General features: G+C 68.9%; 21 protein-coding genes, 1 tRNA gene and 1 pseudogene. 15 read left to right on the top strand and 8 right to left on the bottom strand.

The features are described from left to right. Positions 1-43: 43 nt before the first annotated feature. Positions 44-988: a hypothetical protein gene (locus ACWCSD_RS00235; protein ID WP_449912125.1), complete on the top strand. Its 945-nt coding sequence runs from the start codon at positions 44-46 to the stop codon at positions 986-988. Between the two features lie 263 nt (positions 989-1,251). Here the strand turns inward: ACWCSD_RS00235 and ACWCSD_RS00230 are convergent, their stop codons facing one another. Next, positions 1,252-2,487, bottom strand: a complete 1,236-nt coding sequence (locus ACWCSD_RS00230) for a serine/threonine-protein kinase (RefSeq protein ID WP_358290010.1) — start codon at positions 2,485-2,487, stop codon at positions 1,252-1,254. Between the two features lie 153 nt (positions 2,488-2,640). Here ACWCSD_RS00230 and ACWCSD_RS00225 point away from each other — a divergent pair, with 153 nt between their 5' ends. The 7 genes and pseudogenes from ACWCSD_RS00225 to htpX all read left to right on the top strand — a co-directional run bounded on the left by ACWCSD_RS00225 (position 2,641) and on the right by htpX (position 11,541). Next, a complete protein-coding gene (locus ACWCSD_RS00225; protein ID WP_449912122.1) occupies positions 2,641-4,341 on the top strand; it encodes a 4Fe-4S binding protein in 1,701 nt (566 codons plus the stop codon). Next, positions 4,338-4,898: an NADH-quinone oxidoreductase subunit J family protein gene (locus tag ACWCSD_RS00220; protein ID WP_352322488.1), complete on the top strand. Its 561-nt coding sequence runs from the start codon at positions 4,338-4,340 to the stop codon at positions 4,896-4,898. Before ACWCSD_RS00225 ends, ACWCSD_RS00220 begins: the two co-directional genes overlap by 4 nt. Then, positions 4,898-5,200: pseudogene (nuoK, locus tag ACWCSD_RS00215) on the top strand (NADH-quinone oxidoreductase subunit NuoK); the annotation flags it as partial. The gene ACWCSD_RS00220 and the pseudogene nuoK, both read left to right, overlap by 1 nt. Positions 5,201-5,358: 158 nt before the next feature. Continuing rightward, complete coding sequence (locus ACWCSD_RS00210) at positions 5,359-7,302, top strand: NADH-quinone oxidoreductase subunit 5 family protein (RefSeq protein ID WP_449912119.1); 1,944 nt, start codon at positions 5,359-5,361, stop codon at positions 7,300-7,302. Then, on the top strand, positions 7,299-8,942 hold the full coding sequence (locus tag ACWCSD_RS00205) for a complex I subunit 4 family protein (protein ID WP_449912117.1): 1,644 nt from the start codon (positions 7,299-7,301) through the stop codon (positions 8,940-8,942). The genes ACWCSD_RS00210 and ACWCSD_RS00205 overlap by 4 nt, the downstream gene beginning before the upstream one ends. Beyond that, entirely contained in the window at positions 8,939-10,510 is a 1,572-nt protein-coding gene (locus ACWCSD_RS00200; protein WP_449912115.1) for an NADH-quinone oxidoreductase subunit N, read from the top strand. Before ACWCSD_RS00205 ends, ACWCSD_RS00200 begins: the two co-directional genes overlap by 4 nt. Before the next feature lie 179 nt (positions 10,511-10,689). Next, complete coding sequence (gene htpX / locus ACWCSD_RS00195; protein WP_358289996.1) at positions 10,690-11,541, top strand: zinc metalloprotease HtpX; 852 nt, start codon at positions 10,690-10,692, stop codon at positions 11,539-11,541. A 152-nt stretch (positions 11,542-11,693) separates the two neighbouring features. Here the strand turns inward: htpX and ACWCSD_RS00190 are convergent, their stop codons facing one another. Then, positions 11,694-12,164 carry an NUDIX hydrolase gene (locus tag ACWCSD_RS00190; protein ID WP_397154442.1) on the bottom strand — a complete coding sequence of 157 codons (471 nt, stop codon included), beginning with the start codon at positions 12,162-12,164 and terminating at the stop codon, positions 11,694-11,696. A gap of 102 nt (positions 12,165-12,266) precedes the next feature. After that, a complete protein-coding gene (locus ACWCSD_RS00185; protein WP_352322494.1) occupies positions 12,267-12,764 on the bottom strand; it encodes a YajQ family cyclic di-GMP-binding protein in 498 nt (165 codons plus the stop codon). Positions 12,765-12,983: 219 nt separating this feature from the next. On the opposite strand from ACWCSD_RS00185, the gene ACWCSD_RS00180 reads away from it, so the two are divergent. Together ACWCSD_RS00180 and ACWCSD_RS00175 are read left to right on the top strand one after the other, a co-directional pair. Continuing rightward, positions 12,984-13,664, top strand: coding sequence for a sulfotransferase family protein (locus ACWCSD_RS00180; protein WP_397154440.1), 681 nt, complete (start codon positions 12,984-12,986; stop codon positions 13,662-13,664). 87 nt (positions 13,665-13,751) lie between these two features. Continuing rightward, a tRNA-Tyr gene (locus ACWCSD_RS00175) sits at positions 13,752-13,833 on the top strand. 1,341 nt (positions 13,834-15,174) lie between these two features. Here the strand turns inward: ACWCSD_RS00175 and ACWCSD_RS00170 are convergent. After that, positions 15,175-15,780, bottom strand: a complete 606-nt coding sequence (locus ACWCSD_RS00170) for a GNAT family N-acetyltransferase (RefSeq protein WP_449912111.1) — start codon at positions 15,778-15,780, stop codon at positions 15,175-15,177. Between the two features lie 217 nt (positions 15,781-15,997). Further along, positions 15,998-16,435 (bottom strand): hypothetical protein, encoded by a 438-nt coding sequence (locus ACWCSD_RS00165; RefSeq protein WP_397154406.1) that lies wholly within the window; start codon positions 16,433-16,435, stop codon positions 15,998-16,000. A gap of 317 nt (positions 16,436-16,752) precedes the next feature. On the opposite strand from ACWCSD_RS00165, the gene ACWCSD_RS00160 reads away from it, so the two are divergent. Together ACWCSD_RS00160 and ACWCSD_RS00155 are read left to right on the top strand one after the other, a co-directional pair. Further along, positions 16,753-17,946 carry a sensor histidine kinase gene (locus ACWCSD_RS00160; RefSeq protein WP_397154404.1) on the top strand — a complete coding sequence of 398 codons (1,194 nt, stop codon included), beginning with the start codon at positions 16,753-16,755 and terminating at the stop codon, positions 17,944-17,946. A 23-nt stretch (positions 17,947-17,969) separates the two neighbouring features. Continuing rightward, on the top strand, positions 17,970-18,641 hold the full coding sequence (locus tag ACWCSD_RS00155; RefSeq protein ID WP_397154402.1) for a response regulator transcription factor: 672 nt from the start codon (positions 17,970-17,972) through the stop codon (positions 18,639-18,641). Between the two features lie 165 nt (positions 18,642-18,806). Here ACWCSD_RS00155 and ACWCSD_RS00150 read toward each other — a convergent pair whose 3' ends face one another. Then, on the bottom strand, positions 18,807-19,214 hold the full coding sequence (locus tag ACWCSD_RS00150) for a MerR family transcriptional regulator (protein ID WP_397154400.1): 408 nt from the start codon (positions 19,212-19,214) through the stop codon (positions 18,807-18,809). A gap of 59 nt (positions 19,215-19,273) precedes the next feature. On the opposite strand from ACWCSD_RS00150, the gene ACWCSD_RS00145 reads away from it, so the two are divergent. The 3 genes from ACWCSD_RS00145 to ACWCSD_RS00135 all read left to right on the top strand — a co-directional run bounded on the left by ACWCSD_RS00145 (position 19,274) and on the right by ACWCSD_RS00135 (position 21,601). After that, positions 19,274-19,981, top strand: a complete 708-nt coding sequence (locus ACWCSD_RS00145; RefSeq protein WP_397154398.1) for an SDR family oxidoreductase — start codon at positions 19,274-19,276, stop codon at positions 19,979-19,981. Positions 19,982-20,503: 522 nt separating this feature from the next. Further along, positions 20,504-21,058 carry a hypothetical protein gene (locus ACWCSD_RS00140; protein ID WP_449912107.1) on the top strand — a complete coding sequence of 185 codons (555 nt, stop codon included), beginning with the start codon at positions 20,504-20,506 and terminating at the stop codon, positions 21,056-21,058. 162 nt (positions 21,059-21,220) lie between these two features. Beyond that, a complete protein-coding gene (locus tag ACWCSD_RS00135) occupies positions 21,221-21,601 on the top strand; it encodes a hypothetical protein (protein WP_397154395.1) in 381 nt (126 codons plus the stop codon). 63 nt (positions 21,602-21,664) lie between these two features. Here the strand turns inward: ACWCSD_RS00135 and ACWCSD_RS00130 are convergent, their stop codons facing one another. Beyond that, complete coding sequence (locus tag ACWCSD_RS00130) at positions 21,665-22,888, bottom strand: serine hydrolase domain-containing protein (protein WP_449912105.1); 1,224 nt, start codon at positions 22,886-22,888, stop codon at positions 21,665-21,667. A gap of 34 nt (positions 22,889-22,922) precedes the next feature. Next, entirely contained in the window at positions 22,923-24,440 is a 1,518-nt protein-coding gene (locus ACWCSD_RS00125) for a serine hydrolase domain-containing protein (RefSeq protein ID WP_449912103.1), read from the bottom strand. Positions 24,441-24,624 lie beyond the last annotated feature (184 nt).

Below are 24,624 nucleotides of genomic sequence, written 5' to 3'. Positions count from 1 at the left end.
CGTCGTACCCGGCATAGGGGGCCCCGGATGAAGGGGACAATTCGTGAACGCGCAAATCCTGCCCGTCGCGGGCGCGATGAAAGGCGCCCGCTGCCCGAAAGTCACTCTCACCTCCGACGGCCGCACCTTGACCGTCACCGACGAAGCCAGGGGCCGTTCCACGACCCTGTCGCCCGCGTCGCTCTACCGTTACGACTATTCGACAGACGGTTCCGGGAAGAGGTCGCGGTTCTTGAAAGGGGTCGCCGCCCTCGACCCCGACGGGCTCGTCCTGCTGGACCTGCCTGGCGACTGGCACCCACCCCACCTGCGGGACTTCGCCGCCAAGGCCGGCATCCCGCTCCGGGACGGCCGGGACGACAGCTCCGAGCGGGCGCGCCGGATCCTGGCCGCCCGCGCCCCCGGCTGGGAACGCATCCGCGGAATCCCGGCGCCGCGGACGGCCCGATGGAACCTGGCGCTGGGGGTGTGCGCGGGAATCGCCGGGCTGGCGTTGATGGTGTATCTGGGGGTCACCGGAATGTGGGTCGCCTGGCGCGGCTTCTCGGCCTTCGGACGTTTTCTGATGGAACTGATCGAGGCCAAATGGCTGATGGTGGCTTTCAGTCCCGCGTTGCTCGTCGTACGGCCCGTGCTGGGCGGGGTGCACCGGTGGCAGGAGAGGCGTGGCCTTGTCGTGGGGCCGCCTGGAGGGCCGTATCTGCGGATGAAGTCGTCCCGGACGTTGTCGGTGTACCGCCGTTCGGGGGTCATCACCGAACTTCCGGTCGAACCGGGCAGCAGTCTCCTCCGGTACCGTCACGACGACCTGTGCGGCGTCTTCCTCCTCGACCCCGCGGGGAACCCCCTGCTCCACCTGCCCGGCCGCTGGCCCCCGGCCTCTCTCCACCGCTTCACCGAACGCCACGGGCTGGGGCTGGCGATGCACCGGGTCTCCCACGAGGAATACCTGACCCTCACCACTCGCTCCCGCCAAGCCTTCCCCTGACCCCCTCCTCATCGGGCCGCCCTCCACGAACCCTCGACCGGATCGTGAGGGGCGCCCTACTCCATCTCCCGTCCTGTCCCTTTGGGCAGGGGTGACCCGCTTTCGTCGTACGGCGCTTCGTGGTGGGGCGACTCGCTTCGAGCCCTCCCGATCCAGCTGGCACGGACCGCCCACGGGCGGTCACCGGTGGGCGAAGCGGTAAGTGGTGGTCATCCGCCTGCGGTCGGTTGTTCGGTGGTCGCGGCATGTGCCGGGGGCGGTGGTCAGTGGACGATTGCGACCATCACGTCCGAAGCCGACGGGCGTTCCTGGGGGCGCTTGTTCAGGCATGCCCCCACCACGCCGCGCAAGGCGGGCGGCAACGGCGACAGGTCCGGGTGGACCGTGAGCACCCGGTTGAAGACGGCCGGCACGGTGTCCTCGCCGAACGCCGGACGCCCGGTGGCCGCGAACATCATCGTCACCGCCCAGCTGAACACGTCGGACGCCGGCCCCACAGGCTCCCCGGTCAGCTGCTCAGGCGACATGTACGGCGGCGTCCCCACCATCTTCCCGGACGTCATGGTCATCCGGTCGAGCGCCCGCGCGATCCCGAAGTCGATCACCCGCGGCCCGTCGTGCCCGATCAGGACGTTGCTCGGCTTGAAGTCACGATGCACCACCCCGGCCTTGTGGATGGCCGCCAGCGCTCCGGCTGTGGATAACGCGAGCCGCGTCAGGCCGTCCTCGTCGCGGGGCCCGTGGCGCCGTACGAGTTGCTCCAGCGACGGCCCCTCCACGTATTCCGAGACGATGTACGCGTGCTGCCCGTTGATGTTCACATCGAGCACCCGGGCTGTGGAGAACGTGGCGACCCGCCGAGCCGCGTCCACCTCCCGCGCGAACCGGGTGCGGGCCGTCTCGTCGACCAGGTCGTGCAGCACCTTGACCGCCACCCGCGCCCCGTTGGGCGCCATGGCCAGGTAGACGGCGCCCTGCCCGCCGCGCCCGAGCTGGTGCAGCACCCGGTAGTGCCCGATCCACTCTGGCTGCCCGCGATGTTGCTGATGGGTGGGGGCCGTGGTTCGTTGATGCAGGTCGGCGGGCCGATGCCGCGGCGTGGGCGTCTGGGCGGGCGCGTGCATGGGCGCCTGCGTGCGCACGGGGGCCTGCGCGTGCACCGGCGGGCGGTGCCGCGCCCGCGCCATCGCCGGCACCAGGACGGCCGAATGGGCGATCCCGCCGATCCAGGCGATCACGAACCCGAACGAGATCAGAGTGGACATCGGCTCGGGGATGTTGTCGAAGTCGTCGTACAGCATGATGGCGATGACGAACGAGCCGATCAGGACCAGGTAGACGCAGGCCCCGATGGCCTGCCAGGTGCTCCGCAGCCAGAATGCCGCGAACCCGATCGTGAACGGGGTCGCCAGCCCGCACGAGATCAGGGCCAGGCTGGCCCACCCGATGGCGGCCGCCCACGCCCCGCTGCTGGGACGGACCGGATGGCTGTACGGCATGGCCGAGAGACTATCGCCATGCAGTCGTTCATATCGGACAGTCACCCAGCCTGTGGATAACTTCCGCCGAACCTGTGGATGGCTGTGGAAAAACTGGGGACAAGGGTCTTGGCTCATTCACCTCCGCCGCCAAGTACGTCATGATGTTGAACCATGGCGCGGATACCGGGAGTCGGACTGGCGAAAGGGCTGTCCATCACTCTTCGCCACATGCTGCGCAAATCCGTCACCCAGCAGTATCCCGAGGTCAAGCCGGCTCTTCCGCCGCGCAGTCGAGGCGTTATCGCCCTCGTCGAGGAAAATTGCACCTCTTGCATGCTCTGTGCCCGAGAGTGTCCCGACTGGTGCATCTACATCGACTCCCACAAGGAGACGATCCCGGCACCGGAGGGCGGGCGTCCCCGTCAGCGCAACGTGCTCGACCGGTTCGCCATCGACTTCGCGCTGTGCATGTACTGCGGCATCTGCATCGAGGTCTGCCCCTTCGACGCGCTCTTCTGGTCTCCGGAGTTCGAGTACGCCGAGGGTGACATCCGGAACCTTCTTCATGAGAAGGACAAGCTGGCGTCCTGGACCCAGACCGTCCCGCCGCCGCCCGCCCACGATCCCGGCGCAGAACCGCCCAAGGAGCTCACGGCGGCTCCTCGCCGTCCCGCGGCCCGTACCGGAACCACCCGCCCCGGAGCAGCGCCTGAAGCACCCGGCCCCGCCGGAGCCGCCCGCCGCGCCCCGCGAGAGCGGGAGGGCGCCACGGGCGAAGCAGCGCCAACGACCCCCCAGGGAACGGGCACAGCGCGACCGGGCGCCGGCCCGCAGGACGAGCGTGCCCGCAGGGGAGCGGCGGGGGTCCCGGGAGAGGGCGTGACCGAGCCGGGAGCCGCCGAGCCGGGAGCCGCCGAGCCGGGAGCCGTGCCTCCGGGGAGCGGAGAGCCGGGCGCGGCTGCCTCCGGCGCGAACGCGGGCCCCGACTCCGAGGCCAGCGCCACATCACCGCCCGGCCCCGACTCCGCCGTAGGCGCAACCTCCGACGCCGGCTCCGCCGTGAGCGCAACCCCTGACGTCGGCTCCGCCGTGAGCGCACCCCCCGGCGCCGAAGCAGCGCGCCGTCCCGAAGGCGGGGAAGCCGTCCCTGGCCCCGAAGGGGCCGCAGCAGCTGACGCCGGACAGGCCGGCGCAACTCCGCCTGCTGGGCGCACCGACGCGGGCCCGTCGGCCGGAGGCGTCGAAGCGCGCACCGGCGCCGACCGGGAAGAGCGAGCAGGTGAGAAGGCCGGCCCCGCGGAAGCTCCTGAAGCCGCGCGCGGCGAAGGCCCTGCCGCGCCTCCGTCTCCTGCGGGCCGCCGCGAGCGTACGCGCAGGCCCATGTCCAACGTACGAGGCATCCGTCCTCCAGGCGCTCTCCCGCCAAGCCCGCAAGCGGCCGAACCGTCCGCCGATGCACAGGACAAAGAGCCGGAAGACACTCGCCCGTCCGACACAACGACCCCGAAACCGTCAACAGCGGCAAGCCCGTCAGACGTGACGGAAGGCGACGTTCCCCCCGCGGCGGAGGGCGACGCGCCGCGCGCCCATGACGGCGACGCCGCAGCTCCGGCGGGCGAGGAGCCGAACCGCCCGTCCGACCAGGACGCCCCGGCCTCGGACGAGCGCCCGCCGCGAACGCCTTCATCCACAGGCGAGCCGCCCTCGAACGGGTTTTCCACAGGCGCGGGTGAACCGTCTCCGGAACCCGGCCCGGACGAGCAGACTTCTTCCGCGAGCCCCCGCAGGCGCCGGATGGCGGACCCGAGGTTCATCCGACCGCCGGGGCGGCTCGGCCCTGACGACACAGAGGAGTCCGAGGAGGAGTCGTGACCGAGGCGGTGCCCTCCTACCTGTCACCCACCGGGCAAGAGATCGTCTTCTTGCTGCTGGGAGCGGTAGCGGTTGGATCGGCGCTGCTCGTCGTCACGACCCGGCAACTCGTCCACGCCGCCCTGTGGCTCGTGGTCTCCTTCGGCGCGCTCGCGGGCGGCTACCTGGTGCTGACCGCCGAGTTCGTGGCCTGGGTCCAGGTGCTCATCTACGTGGGCGCGGTGGTGGTCCTGATGCTGTTCGGCATCATGCTCACCCGTGCCCCGATCGGCCGTTCCGCCGACCTCGACAGCGGCAACCGGCCGGTGGCCGCCCTGGTGGCGGTGGCGACCGCCGCGGTCCTGGTCACGGTCGTGATCGACGGTTTCCGCACGGCGTACACCCCGCTCACACCGGGCCAGGGGGCGGCGAAGGAGCTGGGCGCCAGCGTCTTCGCCACCTGGGTGCTGCCGTTCGAGGCGCTGTCCGTGCTGCTGCTCGCCGCATTGATCGGAGCCATCGTGCTGTCCCGTACGGACATTCCCGGCTCGCCGCCCGATCAGACCGGGGGTCACTAGTGCACATCGTCTACCCGGCGGTCGTCTCCGCGCTGCTGTTCTCCGTGGGCGTCTACGGCGTGCTCGCCAGGCGCAACACGATCCTCGTGCTCATGTCGGTCGAGCTGATGCTCAACGCCGTCAACCTCAACCTGGTGGCGTTCGACGTGTGGCTGCGCGACCGGCTGCACAGCGGTCAGGTGCTCACCCTGTTCGTCATCGTCATCGCCGCCGCCGAGGTCGGCCTCGGCCTGGCGATCGTCCTGGCCCTCTACCGCAACCGCCGGACCGTCGACCTCGACCACCTCCGCGACCTGTCCGAGCCTCCCGACGAACGTCCTGACCTGGTCCCGGCCGCCACCCCCTCCGGCCAGGCCGCCGGCACCACCCCGCCCTCTCTCAACGACCACCATCCGGCCTCGCCGACCGGCGCAGGCCGGCCCCACCCGGACGACCGCAGCGCCCGGCGAGGGGGCGAGCTGTGACGACGTTCCCGCTGCTGGCCGTGTTGCTGCCCGCTCTCGCCGCCGCCACCGGCCTGCTGCTCTCCCGCTGGCCGCACGCCCGCCCCGCTGTCCAGGAACAGCCACCGGGTGGAGCGCGGCTCGCGGCGGCCGAGAAGACCGCCGGCGAACGCGCCAACACCCGAGCCGCCTGGATCGCCGTCATCCCGACGGCGGCGTCGGCCGTCCTGGCTCTCTGGCTGGCCTGGGGGCCGGGCTTCACGTTCCTCGAAGGCGGCGCCCCCTCGGCGCCCGTGGGCCGCACGTACGGCTCGATCGTCACCGGCGGCGTCCCGATCTCGCTGACCCTGCTGGCCGACGACCTGTCGGCCGTCCTCGGCGTCCTGGTGACGCTGGTGGCGCTGGCCGTGCAGGTCTACTCGGTCGGCTACCTCAAAGACGATCCCCGCTACCCCTCCTACAGCGCGTTCATCAGCCTGTTCACCAGTGCCATGCTCCTGGTGGTCTACGCGGGCGACCTCCTGGTCCTCTACGTGGGCTGGGAGATCATGGGCCTGTGCTCCTACCTCCTCATCGGTCATTGGTGGGAAGACCGGGGCAATTCGCGCGCGGCGGTCAAGGCGTTCCTCGTCACCCGGCTCGGCGACGTCGGCTTCCTGTTCGGCATCTTCGTCCTCGGCACGGCGGCGGGCAGCTTCCGCGTCGCCGACGTGCTGGCGAAGGTGCCCGACATGTCCGCGGCCACCCTGACGACGGCCACCATGCTGCTGCTGTGCGGCGTCGCCGGCAAGAGCGCCCAGGTGCCGCTGCACACCTGGCTCCCGGACGCCATGGCGGGCCCGACCCCGATCAGCGCGCTGATCCACGCCGCCACCATGGTCGCCGCCGGCATCTTCATCGTGGCCAGGCTCTTTCCCGCCTTCCTCGCCGCCCGTCCCACGCTCGACGTCCTGGCCGTCATCGCCGCGATCGGCATGCTGGGCGCCGCACTGGCCGCGTTCGCCCAGGACGACCTGAAACGGGTGCTCGCCTACTCCACGGTCAGCCAGCTCGCCTACATGGCCGGCGGTCTGGCCGCGGGCTCCGACCGGGCGGCGATCTTCCACCTGGTGACCCACGGGGCGTTCAAGGCGCTGCTGTTCCTGTGCGCGGGAGTGGTGATCCACCACGTCGGCTCCAACCTGATGACCCAGATGGGCGGGCTGCGCCGCGAGCTGCCGGTCACGTTCGTGACGATGACGGTGGGGTTCGCCGCTCTGATGGGCCTGCCACCGGCCAGCGGCTTCTTCAGCAAGGACGGCGTCCTGGCGGCCATGGACGGCGCGCTGGCCGGCGGCGGCCTGACGGACGCCGCCGCCCTGCTCCTGTACGGCTGCGCCCTCGCGACCGTCGCCGTCACCGGCGCGTACGCCACCAGAGCCTGGCTCCGCACGTTCTTCGGGCCGTCGCGCGTGGTGGCGCTCCCCGAGCCCGAGCCCGGCACGGCCCACGTCGTCGACGTCACCGAGGCCCCCAAGACCATGCTCGTGCCCGTCGTGCTCCTCGCGGTCCCCGCTCTGCTGCTGGGCTTCGCGGGGCAGCCGCACGTCGAGCTGGCGGTGGCCGTGATCAGCGTCGTGCTCGCGCTGCTCGGCGCGGGCGTCGTCCACGCCGTCTGGCGCGGCGATCCCGTCACCGACCCGGCCCGTCTGCTGGGACCTCTACGGGTGCCCTGCGAGCGCGCCTTCTACGTCGACGACGTCTACGCGGCGCTGTTCGTCCGCCCGATCACGGCCCTGGCCCGGCTGGTCGTCAGAACGGACGACGTGGTCGTCGACGGCGCCGTCCGTGGGTCGGGCCGCACCGCCCGCGGCCTGTCCGGATGGCTGCGCCTGGCCCAGAACGGCAACGTGCAGCTCTATGTCAGCGGCGTTCTCGCCGGCGTGATCCTGATCGCGGTGGGGGCGGTGATGCTCACATGACGGGCTGGCTGTCGGTCGCACTGCTCGCCGTGCCCCTGCTCGGCGCGCTCGTGCTCCTCCTCGCCCCCGGCGCGCTCCGCCCGGTCCTGCGCACGTACGGCTTGATCCTCTCGGGGGTCACGCTGGCACTGGCCCTGGTCATGGCGGCCACGTTCGACCACGGGCGGCCGACGAGCCTGCAGTTCGCGGTCGACCAGCCGTGGATCCCCGGCCTGGGGCTCCGCTTCCATCTGGGCGTCGACGGCATCTCCCTGCCGCTGATCGTGCTCACCGCGCTGCTGACGTTCCTCTGCTTCGGCTACCTGTCCTGGGGCCGGCCCCGCACGCCGAGCCGGTTCCTGGGGAACAGGCCGAGGGCGCTGGTGTTCACGCTGCTGGTGCTCGAAGTCGGCATGATCGGCACGTTCCTCGCCCTCGACCTGCTGCTCTTCTTCGTCTTCTTCGAGATCGTGCTGATCCCGATGTACTTCCTGATCGGCATCTGGGGCGGCGCCGGGCGGCGGGCGGCGTCGGTCAAGTTCATCCTGTACACGCTGCTCGGCTCGGTCGTGATGCTCCTCGGCCTGCTGCTCGTCTGGGCGCGGACCGGCACGCTCGACATGGCTGAGCTGGCCGCCGCCCACGGCGCAGGAATGTCCAGATCCGTGCAGATCGTGGCGTTCGTGGCGATCGGTGTGGGCCTGGCGGTCAAGACGCCGATGTGGCCCCTGCACACCTGGCTGCCCGACGCCCACACCGAGGCCCCGACCGTCGGCTCGGTGCTGCTGGCCGGAGTGCTGCTGAAGATGGGCACGTACGGTTTCGCCAGGATCGCCATCCCCGTCCTCCCCGAGGGGGCAGCCGCCGTGGCGCCGTGGCTGGGGGCGTTCGCCGTGGCCGGCATCGTCTACGGCGCCCTGGCCTGCCTGGCCCAGCGTGACCTCAAACGCATGATCGCCTACTCCTCCGTGGGCCACATGGGCTTCGTCCTGCTCGGCTTCGCCACCCTGACCCCGGTCGGCGTCAACGGCGCCCTGTTCGCGAACGTCGCCCATGGCCTGATCACCGGCCTGCTGTTCTTCCTCGCCGGTGGGATCAAGGACCGCTGTCACACGGCCGACATGCCGAGCCTCGGCGGTGGCCTGCTGGCCACGATGCCGCGACTGGGATCGGTGCTCACGTTCGCCGCGATCGCCTCGCTCGGGCTGCCCGGCCTGGCCGGGTTCTGGGGGGAGATGCTGGCGCTGCTGGGGTCGTTCCAGCCGGCGAGCGGCCTGCCACGTGCGCTCTTCCGCACGTACATGGTGATCGGCGGCCTGGGAGCGGTCCTGACGGCCGCGTACTTCGTGCTCATGCTGTCCCGCGTCACCCACGGCCGTCCGTCGGGAGCCGCGCGGCAGCGGGAGACCCCGCCGGAGGGGGAGACGCCGGACGAACGTCCCGTTGTGCCTCTCGGCTCGGCGGAGTCGCTCCCGGGGCAGCCGGCGACCGCGACCCTCGAAGCCGGCCACGCCACGCAGCGCATCGACGACCTCCGGTCCTACGAAGCGGCGGCGTGGACCCCGCTGGTGGTCCTGATCGTGCTCTTCGGGCTCTGGCCCGGTCTCCTGCTCTCACTCACCACGCCGGTGGCGCAGACCCTGCTGGGAGCCCTGCCATGACTCAGCAGATCGACTACTTCGTGATCGCGCCGCCGCTGGCGTTGGCGGTGGTGGCCGGGCTCGTGCTGCTGCTCGACGTGTTCCTGCCCGCCTCGACGCGTACCCGCACCGCGCTCGGGCTGGTGACCCTGGCGGGGGTCGTCGTGGCCCTCGGGTTCGTGATCGCGCAGGCCGCAGGCGGCACGTCCCGGGCGACGTTCTGCGTGCCGCCGGACCTAGCGACCGGGGGAGCGGGCACGCTCTGCTCGTTCGTCGCCGACCGGTTCACGACGGTCTTCGCCGGGCTGGTGCTCGTCGCGGCCCTGGTGGTCGTGCTGATGTCGATGACGGAGCTGGCCGGGGGCGGCATCCCGGCCGGTGAGTGGTACTTCCTGCTGCTGTGCACCCTCGTCGGCGCGGTGACCCTGCCCGCCTCCCGCGACCTGATCATGCTCGTGGTGGCGCTCGAACTGGTCTCGCTGCCGGTGTTCGCCCTCACCGCGCTCAAACGCTACGACGGGCGCGCCTCCGAAGCCGCGGTCAAGCTCTTCGTCGTGTCGGTCGTGTCCACGGCCGTCATGCTGTTCGGCGTCTCCCTCCTGTACGGCGTCTCCGGCGCGGTCCACCTGTCCCGCGTGGCGGCCGTCCTGGGCGGCCGGATCCCGGCGCCGGGGGCGGCGGGCACGCACTCCACGGCCCTGGAGACGGCCCACGGGCTGCCCGCGGTCGTCACGGTGGGCGTCGTCCTCGTGGCGGCCGGGTTCGCGTTCAAGATCGCCGCCGTGCCGTTCCACTCCTGGGCGGCGGACGTCTACCAGGGCGCGCCCGTCCCGGTGGCGGCCCTGCTCTCGGTCGTCTCCAAGGCAGCCGGGTTCGCGGGGCTCATCCTGGTCCTGGTCGCCGGGCTGGCCGGCCAGTCGTCCACCTGGGGGCCGGTGATCGCGGTCATCTCGGCGCTGACCATGACCGTGGGCAACCTGCTCGCCATACGTCAGCGGTCGGCCGTCCGCATGCTGGCCTGGTCCTCGGTCGCCCAGTCCGGCTACATCCTGGCCCCGCTGGCGATCGCCGCCACGGTGGCTCCGTCCCAGGCCGCGTCCCAGGCTCCGTCCCAGGCCGCGACCGGCACATCCGTCGCGTACCTGGTCATCTACGCGGCCATGAATCTCGGGGCCTTCGCCGTCGTCATGCTCGTCTCCAGGGCCGCCCCGCGCAACGAGCTCGACGACTATCGCGGCCTGGTCCTCCGCAGCCCGGCGGCCGGCATCGCGCTGGCCTTCTGCCTGGTCTGCCTGGCAGGGCTGCCGCCGGGGCTGGCCGGCCTCTTCGCCAAGGTCTTCGTGTTCCGGACGATCGTCGAGGGCGGCCTCGGCTGGCTCGCGCTGGTCATGGCCGTCAACACCGTGATCGGCCTCTACTACTACGCCGCCTGGGCGGCCCGCCTCTTCGCCCCTCCCGGGGAGACGCGCCTGCGTGGTTCGTCCCCATCGGCGTGGCTCGCTGTCGGCCTGGCCCTGGCGGTGGCGATCCTCTTCTCGGTCGCTCCGCAGCTCGTGCTGGACATGACGTCCTTATCGGCCACGAGCTGACCGTAGGCAGGTCATGACACCGGCTGTCCTCGTGCGGGCAGCCGGGCCGTACCCCGCCCTGTTCCCCGGCGGACACGGGGGTAAGTCGCGCTCCGCCCGCAGCTGAGCACGCCGGGGAACGATAGACCGGGTCGTCGTCGTTGGACGAGGTGAAACCCGGACCACGAAGGGGGGAGACCTTGCACCACAACGGTCTGCGTACCGCCATCCTCCTGGGAGGTCTGTCCGCGTTCATCATCGTGATGGGCGCGTGGCTGGGGGGTGGCACCGGCCTGCAGATCGCGCTCGTGCTGGCCCTGCTGAGCAACGGCGTCGCCTACTTCTTCTCCGACCGCATCGCGCTGTCGGCCATGCGGGCCAGACCGGTCAGCGAGGTGGAGCACCCCACGCTCTACCGGATCGTCCGCGAGCTCTCCACCGAGGCGCGCCAGCCGATGCCGCGGCTGTACATCTCCCCGACGGTCCAGCCCAACGCCTTCGCGACCGGCCGCAGCCCGCGGAAGGCCGCCGTGTGCGTCACGTACGGCCTGACCCAGCTGCTCGACGAGTCCGAGCTGCGCGGCGTGATCGGGCACGAGCTGTCCCACGTGTACAACCGGGACATCCTCGTCTCCTCCGTGGCCGGTGCGCTGGCCACGATGATCACCTGGCTCAGCTACGTCGCCGTCTTCTTCGGCGGTTCCGACGACGACGAGGGGCCCGGGTTCGTGGGCGCGCTGTTGATGATGATCCTCGGGCCCGTGGCGGCCGGGATGGTCCAGATGGCGATCTCCCGCACCAGAGAGTTCCAGGCCGACGAGTCGGGCGCGCGGCTCACGGGCGACCCGCTGGCCCTGGCCTCGGCCCTTCGCAAGATCGAGATGGGTGCGCGCAGGCTGCCGCTTCCCGAGAACAGCCGCCTCACGTCGGCGTCCCACATGATGATCGCGAACCCGTTCAGCGGATCCGGCTTCGGCCGCCTCTTCTCGACGCATCCGCCCACGTCGGAGCGGGTGGCGAGGCTGGAGCGCATGGCCGGCTACCGCCGCTGACCTTCCCGGCCAGGACGAAGCGCGGGGGACGCGTCCGCGCCGAATGCGCCAGGGCCTCCGAAATCGACCGAGAGCCCCGAACAGGGCTCACCCGTCATCTTGCCCTTCGGTGGTCCTGCTGCAGCGATCAGGGCCTTCCGGCGACGTCGGGGCTACCCCGGCTCTCCGGCCGCAGCGATCCGCCTCAGGATGGCCGGCAGGTCCTCCGGGAAGAAGGTCTCCTCGGTGTTCTCGAGCTCCTCCGCGCTCCACCACCGATGCCCCGTCGTCGTCTCCTTCTCGATCTGCTCCATGTGCTCGAACGACACGGCGGTGTCGTGCACCCGGATCGCGAAGAAGGTCTGGTCCTGCGTGATCGCATAATCGGACCAGCAGAACTCGATCGTGCTCGTCCCGTACGGCCCGGTGAACTCCGCCACCTCCCGCCGGATCCCGACCTCCTCGTACAGCTCGCGCGCGGCGGCCTGCCGAAGCTCCTCCCCGGCCTCCGCCGCGCCCCCAATGGTGAACCAGAACGGCTTGTCCGGCAGTTGCGGATCAAAGCCGTGCAGCAGCAGCACCCGGTCTTTCGCATCAAGGGGCAGGACGCGTGCCGTGAAGCGGCGCAGGGGGATCTTCGTCACGATTGTCGAGCCTACGATGCCGGATTCGCCCGTTCCACCGCGAATGCAGGCCCGAGGCACAAGAAGGCGCGTACGCCGCCATGTGCCCCGGAGGCCGACCTGTTAGCGGTAGTTCACGAATTGCAGAGCGATGTCGAGATCCTTGCCCTTGAGCAGAGAAATGACGTCCTGCAGATCGTCCTTCTTCTTCGAGCTGACCCGCAGCTCCTCGCCCTGGATCTGCGCCTTGATGCCCTTGGGACCCTCGTCGCGGATCAGCTTGGAGATCTTCTTGGCGTTCTCCTGGTCGATGCCCTCCTTGAGGGTGACCAGCATGCGGTATTCCTTGCCCGACAGCCTGGGCTCGCCCGCGTCGAGGATCTTCAGCGAGAGCCCGCGCTTGACCACCTTGTCCTTGAACGCGTCGAGTGCGGCATTGGCGCGCTCCTCGCTGTTCGCCTTGATCTCGATGTTGTCACCGGTCCAGCTGATGCTCGCCCCGGTGCCCTTGAAGTCGAAGCGGTGTCCGATCTCCTTGGCCGTCTGGTTCAGCGCGTTGTCGACCTCCTGGCGGTCGATCTTGCTGACGATATCGAAAGATGAATCGGCCAAAACACCCATCCTCTCGGCTGTGAAAGCGTTATTAGGGATCCCGCCTCTCCGCCGTACGCGAAACCGCTCCGTCGTACGCCGAATGCGCGGACCCAGCGAACGAGCCTAGCCAGCATCGGCGCGCCGTGCAGTCCACGTGGGCGCGAGGCGGCTTGATGCCGGGCTCTTGGCGACGGATCATGCCTGTGGACCCACATTTCGCAGTTTCCGATCGTATTGGTAGGGATCATGCGAGTCATCGGAGCCGGCTTCGGCCGCACCGGAACGCTGTCCACGAAGACCGCGCTGGAACGTCTGGGCTTCGGCCCATGTCACCACATGACGGAGGTGCTCCAGAATCCGGTCCACATCCGACGCTGGCTGGACCTCGCCGAAGGCCGTCCGGTCACCTGGGAAACCCTCATGTCGGGGTACGACTCCTGCGTCGACTGGCCGGCCGCCGCGTACTGGCGCGAACTCGCCCACCACTACACCGACGCCAAGGTCATCCTCACCGTCCGCGACCCGGAACGCTGGCTGGCCAGCATGAACGCCACCATCTTCAAACAGTCGGCCCGCGCCCGCACCTGGTCGGGCCGGACAATGGCCACACTCTCCCGCCTCCTCGACACGGACTTCGCGGCATTCATCCGGATGACCCGGCTGGTCGTGAGCGAGCGCGTCTTCGGCGGCGGCATCCCCGACACCGAACTCGCCCTCAAGATCTTCACCGAACACGTGGAGGAGGTCAAAGCCACCATCCCCCAGGACCGCCTGCTGGTGTTCGAAGTCGCCCAGGGCTGGCAGCCGCTGTGCGACTTCCTCGGCGTGCCCGTCCCGGACGAACCCTTCCCCAGAACCAACGACGCGGCAGGCTTCGACCAGCACGCACGCGGGATGGGACGCCTGCTGTTCCGGCGCAGCCGGTGACCACGATCCGGCTGGGGACAAACTGGTGTCACGTACACCTCGGAAGTCCGCTATTCTTCTGTCTGTCGCCGCGAGAGCGGATGGCACGGCAGGTTGCCCGAGTGGCCAAAGGGAGCGGTCTGTAAAACCGTCGGCTCAGCCTACGCAAGTTCGAACCTTGCACCTGCCACACCAGCGGGAAGAGGCCCGTCACCAGCGGAAACGCGGTGACGGGCCTCTCGCGTCGTGTCCGGCCGTCCACGAGTGGCGCCGGCTCTCTATGGTTGATCGTTCCCTATGCATTCCTTAGTGATCATGGTTGGTGGACCGCGGCGCTCAGGATGTGTCTGCAGCGACACTGGCTCCCATAGTGTGCGCGTCCACCTCAGGAACGGAGCGTCACAGAGCTCTTCGGAAGGAATCAGGCACCCTGGGACGGCAATGCAGCTACTTCGGCAGCACTCGTGCCGCCCTCTACGCGCTGGCATTGGGCGCGTGCTACTGCGCCCGACCCTCTGCGTGATCAACGAATCGTCGGCACCGAACCGGCCAAGCTCGACGCCACCGGCTACCGGCCACTACGTTGCTTCGAACGCGTCGTGACCGCGTCCTTGTGATGACTGAGCAGGGCGGCCAGAGGCGCGCTCTCGCTCGTGGGTACCCCGCGATGGAACCGGGCTATTCCATGCCAATGTTCCTGCAACGGTCCCGAAGCCAAAGGACGAAATCGAGATCACCATCTGTGTGTCGATTTCCGAAGTCGCCTGCACGGGTGGCCGAAGTCTCGTGCGCAACAAGGCGACGGTCGGGAGGTAAGACCTCGCCATCTCGGAGATGATCACGAGCCGTGTGATCACGGCCCGGGCAGGATGCTCCTGTGAACTCTGTCCTATGCGGCCTCGCTATCAATCCAGCCCTTCTGCCCGATCTGGTCGACCGGCTGATCGCGGTTGCCGACGTGCCCATTCGGCTATCTGGGGCGCTCGGCACGCCAGCGTTGAGCCATGTGGAGACGGCCGCATGACGTAGGGCGTAGGGGACCTCCATGAGGGGCGACCGGGCTTCGGACGGTTAGAACGCTCGTGCTCTGGCTGCGTGGAAGACCTTGAGGGTCGGCGATGTCCTGGCCACCGGCCTCCGACGTTTCCGGGTTCGTCTGCGCGAGCAGCTGGTGCCGGTCGATGACCTCGCGCCGGAAGATCTTTTCGGGTTCCGCAGCGGCCCTGGGGGTGGATGCGGCCGTGCTGGCCTGATCGCCAGGAGGTGCGGGGTGGGGGGCGCTGAGGCCGCACGAGGGCCGTGCGGCGTTCGGGGCCCGGGGTGCGTGCGTCCAGGCGGTCCTGTTCGGCGCTCGACCGCGCCTACCCGGTCGGGGCGGTGAAGGCGGCCGCCGATCGGGCCTGGCTGGTCGAGATGATGCGCGGCCGCACCGAATGACCGTCCGGCGACTCCCACCCCTTACGTCCCGTCGGGGCCTTCGGCGGCGGCCACCTGCGCGAGCTGCGTGATCTGGTGGCTGATGCTCGCGTCTCTATCGCGGGTCGAGTACGCGCGTCATCCAGATCGAGTTGCCGTGTTCGACGTCCTCGTCGATGCGGTCGCTTCGGTGGAAGCCGAGTTTCTCAAGGACGCGGAACGAGGGGGTGTTCCACTCCCGCACAGTGGCCCAGAGGCGGCGACGTCCTGTTCGAATCGCGGCTTCCAAGACCGCACGGGCGGCTTCTGTCGCATAACCATGGCCGTGAGCTCGTTGTGCCAGCTCGTAGGCGATCTCAGGTTCGTCGAACGTTCCCTGGCCGACGGTCAATCCGCAATACCCGAGGAACTCACCGGTGTCGCGCAGCTCTATGGCCAGCAACCCGAGCCCAGGAGCCGCCGTCAGAGGATTGTCAACGAGCCAGCCGCGGACGTCCTCGACCGTCGGCCGTCCCTCGGCGTCGATCCGCCGGGCCGCAGGCACTCGCGGGTCCCGCTCGAACCACAACCCGCGGAACTGCTCTGCGTCCGACGGCACCCACCGTCGCAACCGCAGCCGCTCGGTCACCAGCTCCGCCGGAAGATCCTCATATGTCCTCATCCCGACCAACCTAACCCAAGGCTGGTCAACCTCGGACGGAGACGGGGGCACGACGAGCATCCGTACGAAAGGTCCTGTTAGCGGGTGGCCACAGCTAACTATTTGATCTTCCGCTCGTCCTGCTTGCCGGGCCAGGCGGCCAACCGCAAGAAGCGCGGATCTGTCGGCGGCCGGCCGGTCCTGTGATCCCGATCTCTACAAGCAGCGCAAGGTCACGACCACGTCAAAGGCCACTACCCGTGACGGGTGCGGGGTCTTCTCGATGTACGGCGACCGCTCACCCTGGTTCCCGTGAGAGTGAGTCGACGAGTGTCTCGGCTTCTGACTGGCTCATGTCTTCGGTGCTTCGCGCAAGAAAGACGGCCTCCTTCCGGTTGCCGGCCTCGATCAGCTTGCGAATCCGGGTAGGTAGATCGCTGTCGTCGAACACCGGGAAGCCCGGCAGGACGCCACCAGCGCGCAGAACCCGTGTGACCTTCACCGCGGTGGGCCAGGACACCTGGGACTCCTTTCGGATCAGTGCTACAGCCTCGCGGATCCTGTCTGCCTCGATGAGGTCATGGGCCCGAACCTGAACATCGACAGGGGTCATGAAGTCCAGGCCGACGTAGATCCGCGCTACCTTGCGCTGTCTTGTCCACCGGCTGATGACGATCCCGAGGATCGACAGCAGCAGGGCGAGGAGAATCGAATTCGTCGCGTCCAAGCCGAACATGCGGTGATCGTAGTGAGAGGCACCGACAGATCAGAGCTTCGTGCGTCATGCCAATGGTGTGAGCGGCCTTGGTGATTCCGGACAGCCGTGCAGAGCACGGCCGATGCGGCTGCTGGGAGCTCGCGTATGTGGTTGGCGACGCTGCGCCGCGCGGAGGTCCAGAATTCGACACCGAGACGGGCGAGCGCGCTTTCGGCCTGACGGCCCCGTCCCACGGAACTCGGCGCCCGACCGCTTCGAAGTAGGCTAAAAGCTACCTCGAAGTGATGGGGTTCCCTCACTGTCCAGAGATTCCGGAACGCGTACCGTCTCTTGGCATGCACCAATCGGCGGCACTGACCGCGCTGCGAAGGTCCCCCATCCGGTTCCCGTTCACGCGCTGGCCCTGGATGTCGCTGATGTATCTGTCGATCGGCGCCGCGCTTTGGCTCGTGACCGTGCTGGCCTTCGCGTTCATCGGCACCATCCCCTATTGGGCGCACGGGCTCGCCAACGCTGAGCGCCGCCTGGTAAGGCTGGCCGGGTACCGGCCGATCGCCGGCCGGTCTCCGGGTCTGCCAGGTCTGCAAGAGCCGGTGCTGTGGCGGGAGGTCTCCTACGCACTGGCGCACATGCTGATCGGCTTCATCTCATTCGTCATGCTGATCGTGATCGCCGTCTTGGTCTTCACAGGGGTCATAGCGATGCTCGTCATGGCGGGCGTGGACGCGCCGCTGAGCCCGAACCACACGGAACTCCCGCTTCTGGCCCTGTTGGGAGTGGTGTTGCTGGTCGTTTCGCCTTACGTGGTGACGCTGCTGGCCAGTGTGCAGGGTGCGCTGGCCACCGCACTCCTCTCGCCTCGGGTGGAGGAACTCCAGACGCAGGTGGCGTCCCTGGCCAGGGCCAACATCGCCGAACTCGACCGGTTCGAGGGGGAGCGGCAGCGGATCGAACGCGACCTGCACGACGGCACCCAGCAGCACCTGGCCACTTCGGCGATGCGCCTGGGCATGCTCGAACTGGAAGTACGTGAGATGTTCCCGCCAGGGCCGAAGCAGGATTCGGCGCTGGAGTCGCTGGAGGCGGTCAGGAGAGAGAACGAACTGGCGCTGGACACGTTGCGCGACGTCGTACACGGGCTACGGCCACGCACGCTGATCGACGACGGCCTCGGCGCCGCCCTGCGCGAGCTGGCACGCCGCGTACCCATCAAAACCACCGTCGACGCCGAGGGCGTCGGGCGCTTCTCCCTGCCGGTGGAGTCGTCGCTGTACTACATCGCCAGTGAGGCCGTCACCAACGCGATCAAGCACGCGACGCCGGACCACATTCACATCGAGCTGGCACAGACTTCTGACAGGATCAGGCTGACGGTGTCCGACGACGGTCTCGGTGGCGCGAACTCGGCGCACGGCACCGGAATGGTCGGTATGTACGAGCGGGCCGTCCTGCTCTCGGGCGAGCTCATCATCGACAGCCCACCGGCCGGGCCGACCAGGATCACCGTCGACATCCCGCGTCCGTACTGATCAACATGACGCACAATGGCACCATGCGTGTAGTGATCGCCGAAGACGCGGCCCTGATGCGGGAAGGCCTGGTAGCACTGCTGCAACGCTTCGGCCACCAGGTCGTGCACGCGGCCGAGGACGCGGACGAACTGCTGGAGGCCGTCGCCGATCACCGGCCCGACGTCGTGATCACCGACGTGCGGATGCCGCCGCGCAACGTCGACGACGGACTGCGGGCCGCACTGGAGATCCGCGCCGAGTATCCGGACATCGGCATCCTGGTGCTGTCGCAGTATCTCGGTGACGCCTACGCGGCCAAATTGATCGCCGAGCCCGTGAACGGGCCTCGCCGCGGCGGCGCCGGCTATCTCCTCAAGGATCGCGTCGGCAGGGTCGCCGACTTCATGCAGTCCCTCGACGTCATCGCGGGCGGCGGCATCGTCATCGACCCCAAGGTCATCGGGCATCTCATGTCCTCCGGGCGCCCGCACGCGCTCGACACGCTCAGCGAGCGCGAACACGAGGTCCTGGGCCGGATGGCGACCGGGGAGAGCAACGCCCACATCGCCGCGGGCTTGCACGTCACCGAGGGCGCGGTCGTCAAGCACATCGGCAATGTCTTCGCCAAACTGGGCCTCCAGGCCCAGGACGGCAATCGGCGCGTCCTGGCGGTCCTCACCTACCTCCAGGCGGCTCGGCCGGAGGGTCCCTGATCAGCTCACCGGCCCGGTTCGATGGCACCGCGACGACGGCGGAGGCCGCGTCAGGCGCGTAGCCCGTGCGGCTGCTCACGGGGTGAGGGGAAGATCGTCACCGGCCCGGGAGAAAGCCTCGGCGGCGATGGTTTCATCGGGAGTTGCCAAGCCTAGCCGTGGCGATCACGGCGTCGCGGAGTGACTTGTCTCCGCGGCGACGTCCTGGTCCGCGATCCACATGCAGCCGCTGTCGGGGCTTTCGGAGAACTGGATGACCGCGTCCAGACGGTTACGAGTACGGGTCAACGCGGCGATCTGGGCATCGATGCGACTGCGCTCGGCGGCGAGCCGGGCACGCGACTCCGGAGTATTGACCTTGGCCTCGACACAGGGCAGCAGTTCGGCAATGGTCCGGCTGGACAGACCGGCCGCGTAGAGCGTCTGGATCAGCTGGACACGGTCAGCCGCCGACTCGGGGTAGTGGCGCTGCCCGGAGTCGCTCCGGTACGCGTCCAACAGTCCCTGCTCTTCGTAGTAGCGCAGGGCTCGCACGCTGACGTCCGACCTTGCCGCCAACTCGCCGATGCGCACCATGGCCTCCATCACAAGACTTGCCTCTGACGTCAACGTCAGGTTTTAGCCTATCCGGCATGCAGATCAACGGAGCACATGTGCTGGTGACCGGGGCCAACCGCGGCCTCGGACGGCGATTCATCCTGTCTCTCCTCGACCGCGGCGCAGGCAAGGTGTACGCCACTGCCCGCCGCCCGGAGCTCATCGACGTACCGGGGGTCGTCCCGCTGCGCCTCGACATCACGGATCCGGCATCGGTCGCCACCGCGGCGGCAGCGGCACCTGACGTCAAGATCGTCATCAACAATGCGGGAATCTCGACCGGGGCGAATCTGGTCACCGGGGACCTGGACACGATTCGCCGCGAGATGGACACCCACTTCTACGGCACCCTCAACGTGATCCGTGCCTTTGCGCCCCAGCTGGCCGACGGCGCGATCCTCAACGTTCTGTCCGCGATCTCGTGGCTCGCCTACGACGGCGCAGGCGCGTACCACGCGGCGAAGGCCGCCGAGTGGGCGCTCACCAACAGCGTCCGGCTGGAGCTGGCCCACCAGCGCACTCTGGTGACGGGCCTGCACCTGGGCGCTGCGGACACCGACATGATGGCCTGGTACGACGGCGACAAGAGCGCCCCCGAGGTGATCGTCGCGGCGGCCCTCGACGGTATCGAGGCGCATCGGCCCGAGGTGCTCGCCGACGGCTGGAGCCGCCAGGTGAAGGCATGGCTGTCCGAGGACCCGAAGGTCATCTACCGGGAAGCGGCGGCCGCCCTCACGGCCTGACCCGCTGCCCCTGTAGGTCACCGCACTCGCGGCCGTGACATTTCAAGCGCGCCCGTACGTTGAGCCGCACTCGCCGGCAGGGTGATGCAGCGGGACCAGAGCGAGGCGAGCTGACGCCGCCGCATCGTTGCCGGCGCAGGCCGGCCCGATGACGAATCTCATCCCCATCTGGGGATCGGCCCATTCGGCAGGCCACCGGTCAGGGCTCCGGCCGCCTCGGCCTCCTCGTCTTCGCTGTCCGTGCAAGACGAGCGACGATGGTCCTTCAGAATTCCGGAAATCTCAGCAATCCCCGGAAGAACCGCCGATCCCAGGAAGTCAGTCCGAGGCCCTGCGGCTATGGCCACGCTCAACCGCTCAACGAACACAGGGGGTATTTCACGGCACCACGAGCATTTCCACGAGCCCGACCGCGGATCCCTTGTCACAAGTCACTTCCAAGTGTGACTGCAATGGCGTCCGCCACCGTGTTCGTGGTGCCGGAAGCGCCGGCACGAGCGACCGATTCGAGGGACGTAATCCGTGTACAAGAAGGTGCTCGCCACTGCGGCGTCCGTCATCCTGGCCCTGGCCCTGACTCCCGCAGACCCGGCCGCCGCGAAGCCGGTCGTCTCGATCGTCGAGGGGTACTCCGCAACGGTCAAGGAGAACGACAGCAGCTTCTTCTGCCCCCAGAACGAGGTGTTGATCGGCCGGGCGCACCATGGGGACGAGAACGGCCACACCACGTACTGGTGCGGGAAGATCTGGATCGACAGGACACAGGTCGCCGTGTCCACGAACCACTACCAGCTGGTCGACCCCGAGACCTACTCGTGGTTCGAGGCTCCTGAGAGCAACGCCATGGTCGGCCGCGAGCACGACGGGGACGAGAACGGCATCAGCGTGGCCTACTTCGCCATGCTCACGTATCTGGGCAGGCCCGTGACGCTGGTCAACAAGCGCTGGTCGGAGACCTACACCGAGGAGTCGCACGAGTCGAAGGCGAACCCGGGCGAGATCATGACGGGACGCAAGCACTTCGGCGATGAGAACGGCGACACCGAGTACCAGTACGCCGTGGTCACGTACTACTGACCGATTCGCCGCGGAGAGGGCCCGCTGGGCGCTCGCGTGGTGGCGGCGCTGGACGATCTTCACTCCATGGCCCGGTACGAGCTGGGCTGGATCTGACGAACCTGTACACGAATCCGGCTCCTGGACATCGACCTGTCCGTCCCGATCCGTGACAATCACTCTGTGCGTCTCTTGTTGAAGTCGGCCTTGGCGGGGTCAGCGGTAGGGTTCTTACTGCTGCTCCTCCTCCACTGGCCGACTCCCGATTCGGATTCCGAGATCAAGCTGGCAGTGGCATTCGCGCTGGCGCCCTTCCCGCTCAGCATGGTGGCCGCGCTGCTTGCTCGCCTGCCTGCCTGGCCGGCCGTTGGGCTGCTGGCGCCCTTCGCCATGCTGGCGGTCGTCCTCATCCAGCCGGACTATGACCCCTGGGTGCCTGATGGGAATCTCTCGCTCTACCTCTCCATCGCGGTCCCTGCGGTGACCGGCTTCACGCTCACGGCCCTGCTCTGTGCGCTGCTCTTGTCGAAGGCCGCGGGCTCTCCAGGAGTGGACGCAGCGTAGAGCACGTGTAGAAGGCCGGCCGCCGTGTTCGCCGTCCCCGACGCCCCTGCGGTCACCGGCTCCTCAGAAGGCAGAACCAGGCTTGTCCGGCTGTGCCTGTCCGGTCGGTGTGTCGCAGAACTCCTGCTTGACGAGGGCGTCCACGAGCGTCAGGAAGTCCTTCGCCGAACCTCTGGTGGCCGAGTCCAGCCAGGTCACCGAGGCGGTCAGGGTCTTGCTGCCGTCGGGCGAGCTGTACATCAGCGCGCCGTAGCCGTGCGGCGGGCTGCCGTTGTGCTGGTAGACGGTGCCGCAGCCGGGGCCCAGGTCCTGCGCCCAGATGCCGAGGCCGTAGTCCTGCCTGGGGATGGACGTGGGGATCGCCGTGCGCATCTCGGCCAGCAGCGGGGCGGGAAGGAGCTTGCCGCCGTTCAGCGCGGAGAAGAACGTGGCCAGGTCCTGGGTGGTGGAGATCAGGTCACCGGCGCCGGTCAGCAGGGACAGGTTCTGGTGGGAGAGGTCGATCACGCGGTCCTTGTACTGGTAGTAGCCGTGGGTGTGCGGGCCGGGCAGTGCCGTCGTGCGGTTGCCCGCCGCGAGGGTGCCCCGCAGTCCGAGCGGGCCGGTGATGCGCCGCTTCAGCTCGGTGGCGTAGGAGTGGCCGGTGACGTTCTCGATCAGCAGCAGCGCCACGGTGTAGTTGGTGTTGGAGTAGCTCCATTGCGTCCCGGGTTCGAAGCGCGGCTTCTTGGACAGCGCCAGACGTACCAGTTCTTCGGGCTTGTAGCTGTTGAATCGGTTGGGCACCCATTCGTCTCCGTTGGCGGGGATCCCCGGTTCGTCCATCGTCCCGTCGGGGTTGTACTCGCCGGTGTAGTTGAAGATCCCGCTGGTGTGCCGCAGCAGCATCCGTACGGTGATCCGCTCGTCCAGCCCGTAGCCGGGCAGGTAGTCGGCGGCGGGACCGTCCAGCTCGATCCTGCCCTCGGCCACCAGCTGCAGCACCATGGTCGCGGTGAAGGTCTTGGTGATGCTGCCCGCCCAGAAGCTCCCGTCGGCCGGGGGCTTGGCGGCCGAGCCCAGCTTGCGCACCCCGGCGCCGGCGGCCCAGTCGCCCTGCTGATCGCGCACGCGTAGCTGGATCCCGGTGAAGCCGGCGTCGACGAAGGCGTTCATCGCCTTGCGCAGCTCCGGGCGATCCTGCGCGCTGGAGGCGGGGGCGGCAGCCATGGCGGGGGAGGCGGTCCCCGCCAGCACCGCCGTCGCGAGCGCCGCGACGGCCGTGCGCCGGCTGATCGTCGTGTTCATGATGTCCTCGTCTCTGGGGGCTTGGTCGCTGTTCTCAGTTCGCGGGCCGGCCGTCGCCGAACACCTCGGCGATGAGCCGCTGTGTCGCCTGCTGGAAGGCCGCCGCCTTGGACAGGGCGGCGTCGTCCACGTAGGTCACGGAGGCCGTCATCGTCTTGCGGCCGTCGGGCGTGCTGTACATCAGCGCCGCGGAGCCGGCCATGCCGCCGTTGTGGTGGTAGACGGTGCCGCCGTTCTCGCCCAGGTCCTGCTCGAAGATCCCCAGGCCGTAGCCGATCTTCGGGTCCGGCTTGCGCATCTCGGTCAGCAGTTCGGCGGGCAGCAGCCGGCCGCCGTTCAGCGCGGAGAAGAACGCGTGCAGGTCCTGGGTGGTCGAGATCATGTCGCCGCCGGCGGAGATCCAGGAAGGATTCTGGCTGGTGACGTCCACCGTGTGCTCCTGGCCGCCGTCCTCGTACCGGTAGTAGCTGTGGGCGTGCGGACCGGTGATCTCCGTCGAGGTGCCCGGCGCCTCGGTGCCCGTCAGTCCCAGCGGGCCCAGGATCAGCCGCCGCAGTTCCTCGGCGAACGAGCGGCCCGTGACCCGCTCGATCAGCAGCCTGGCCAGCACGTAGTTGGTGTTGGAGTAGCTCCAGTCCGTGCCCGGCTCGAAGCGCGCCGGCTTGGACAGCGCCAGCCGGACCAGTCCCTCGGGCTGGTGGGTGTGGAACCGGCCGTCCACCCATTCCTTGCCCGACCACGGGATTCCCGGGGCGAACGTCCCGTCCTCGTAGTACTCGCCGGTGTGGTTGAAGATCCCGCTGGTGTGCTGCAGCAGCATCCGTACGGTGATCCGGCCGTCCAGCGCGAACTCGGGCAGGTAGCCGTCCACCGGGCTGTCCAGTCCGATCCTGCCCTCGGCCACGAGCTGCAGCACCACGGTCGCGACGAACGCCTTGGTGGAGCTGCCGACCCGGAACCGTCCGTCCGCCGGCGGCTTCTCCGGCGAGCCCAGCTCGCGCACCCCGGCGGTGCCGACCCACTCGCCGCGCTCGTCGTTCACCCGCAGTTGCATGCCGGTGGCCACCCCGGAATCGACGTACGCCTGCATGGCCTCCTGCAGTTCCGGGCGATCCTGCCCGGCCACGGTGCTCGCCGCGCTCACCTCGGGCGTGGCCGGAGCGGTGTCGAGGGCCGCGCTGATCTTGCGGGCCATCTCGGTCATGGTGGGGCTGGGCCTCCCGTGGGCGGCCGCTTCGACGGCGACCAGGACGGTGCGGCGGAAGTTGTCGGCCTCGGCCGGTGCCGACTTCGCGAGCAGGCTCATGGAGGCGTTCAGGGCAGGCAGCACCTGGTCGGCGAGTTCGGCCACGGTCCTGCCGTACTTCACGCCCTTGGGCGCCTTGGCCAGCACGTGCCCGACCAGACCGGTCGCGGACGTCAGGGCGACGGAGCCCTCGGCGGCGGCCTTGTGGGCCGAGCCGGCGGCGCCGGCGGCGGACATCAGCGAGACGGCGCCCCAGGCGGCGGTACGCAGGGTGAGCTGGTCCTGGTCGGTGAGGGCGATGGGCATGGCGGTGCTCCTTCGGGTTGCTTCTGGCTTGTCGGCGACGAGGTCCGTTGGCGACGACAGGAACGCTACGGCTGTTGCCACGGCGTTGGCAAGTAGTTGCCAAAATTAATTGCCAAGCTCGCATGGGCCGAGCGTTGGCGCTAGGCAAGAACTTGTCTAAAGTGAGGCAAGTGAGCTACCCTCC

Source organism: Nonomuraea sp. NPDC001684 (genome assembly GCF_053596515.1).
The sequence above is the reverse complement of the archived record's forward strand: the minus strand, read 5'-3'. Positions and strand labels throughout refer to the sequence as shown.

What these genes read in the sequence shown, in the direction of transcription:
- ACWCSD_RS00230 (WP_358290010.1), bottom strand. Translation starts at nt 2,487, where the DNA reads ATGCCGTACAGCCATCCGGTCCGTCCCAGCAGCGGGGCGTGGGCGGCC.
- ACWCSD_RS00225 (WP_449912122.1), top strand. Translation starts at nt 2,641, where the DNA reads ATGGCGCGGATACCGGGAGTCGGACTGGCGAAAGGGCTGTCCATCACT.
- ACWCSD_RS00205 (WP_449912117.1), top strand. Translation starts at nt 7,299, where the DNA reads ATGACGGGCTGGCTGTCGGTCGCACTGCTCGCCGTGCCCCTGCTCGGC.
- ACWCSD_RS00200 (WP_449912115.1), top strand. Translation starts at nt 8,939, where the DNA reads ATGACTCAGCAGATCGACTACTTCGTGATCGCGCCGCCGCTGGCGTTG.
- ACWCSD_RS00185 (WP_352322494.1), bottom strand. Translation starts at nt 12,764, where the DNA reads ATGGGTGTTTTGGCCGATTCATCTTTCGATATCGTCAGCAAGATCGAC.
- ACWCSD_RS00180 (WP_397154440.1), top strand. Translation starts at nt 12,984, where the DNA reads ATGCGAGTCATCGGAGCCGGCTTCGGCCGCACCGGAACGCTGTCCACG.
- ACWCSD_RS00170 (WP_449912111.1), bottom strand. Translation starts at nt 15,780, where the DNA reads ATGCTCGTCGTGCCCCCGTCTCCGTCCGAGGTTGACCAGCCTTGGGTT.
- ACWCSD_RS00165 (WP_397154406.1), bottom strand. Translation starts at nt 16,435, where the DNA reads ATGTTCGGCTTGGACGCGACGAATTCGATTCTCCTCGCCCTGCTGCTG.
- ACWCSD_RS00160 (WP_397154404.1), top strand. Translation starts at nt 16,753, where the DNA reads ATGCACCAATCGGCGGCACTGACCGCGCTGCGAAGGTCCCCCATCCGG.
- ACWCSD_RS00155 (WP_397154402.1), top strand. Translation starts at nt 17,970, where the DNA reads ATGCGTGTAGTGATCGCCGAAGACGCGGCCCTGATGCGGGAAGGCCTG.
- ACWCSD_RS00145 (WP_397154398.1), top strand. Translation starts at nt 19,274, where the DNA reads ATGCAGATCAACGGAGCACATGTGCTGGTGACCGGGGCCAACCGCGGC.
- ACWCSD_RS00130 (WP_449912105.1), bottom strand. Translation starts at nt 22,888, where the DNA reads ATGAACACGACGATCAGCCGGCGCACGGCCGTCGCGGCGCTCGCGACG.
- ACWCSD_RS00125 (WP_449912103.1), bottom strand. Translation starts at nt 24,440, where the DNA reads ATGCCCATCGCCCTCACCGACCAGGACCAGCTCACCCTGCGTACCGCC.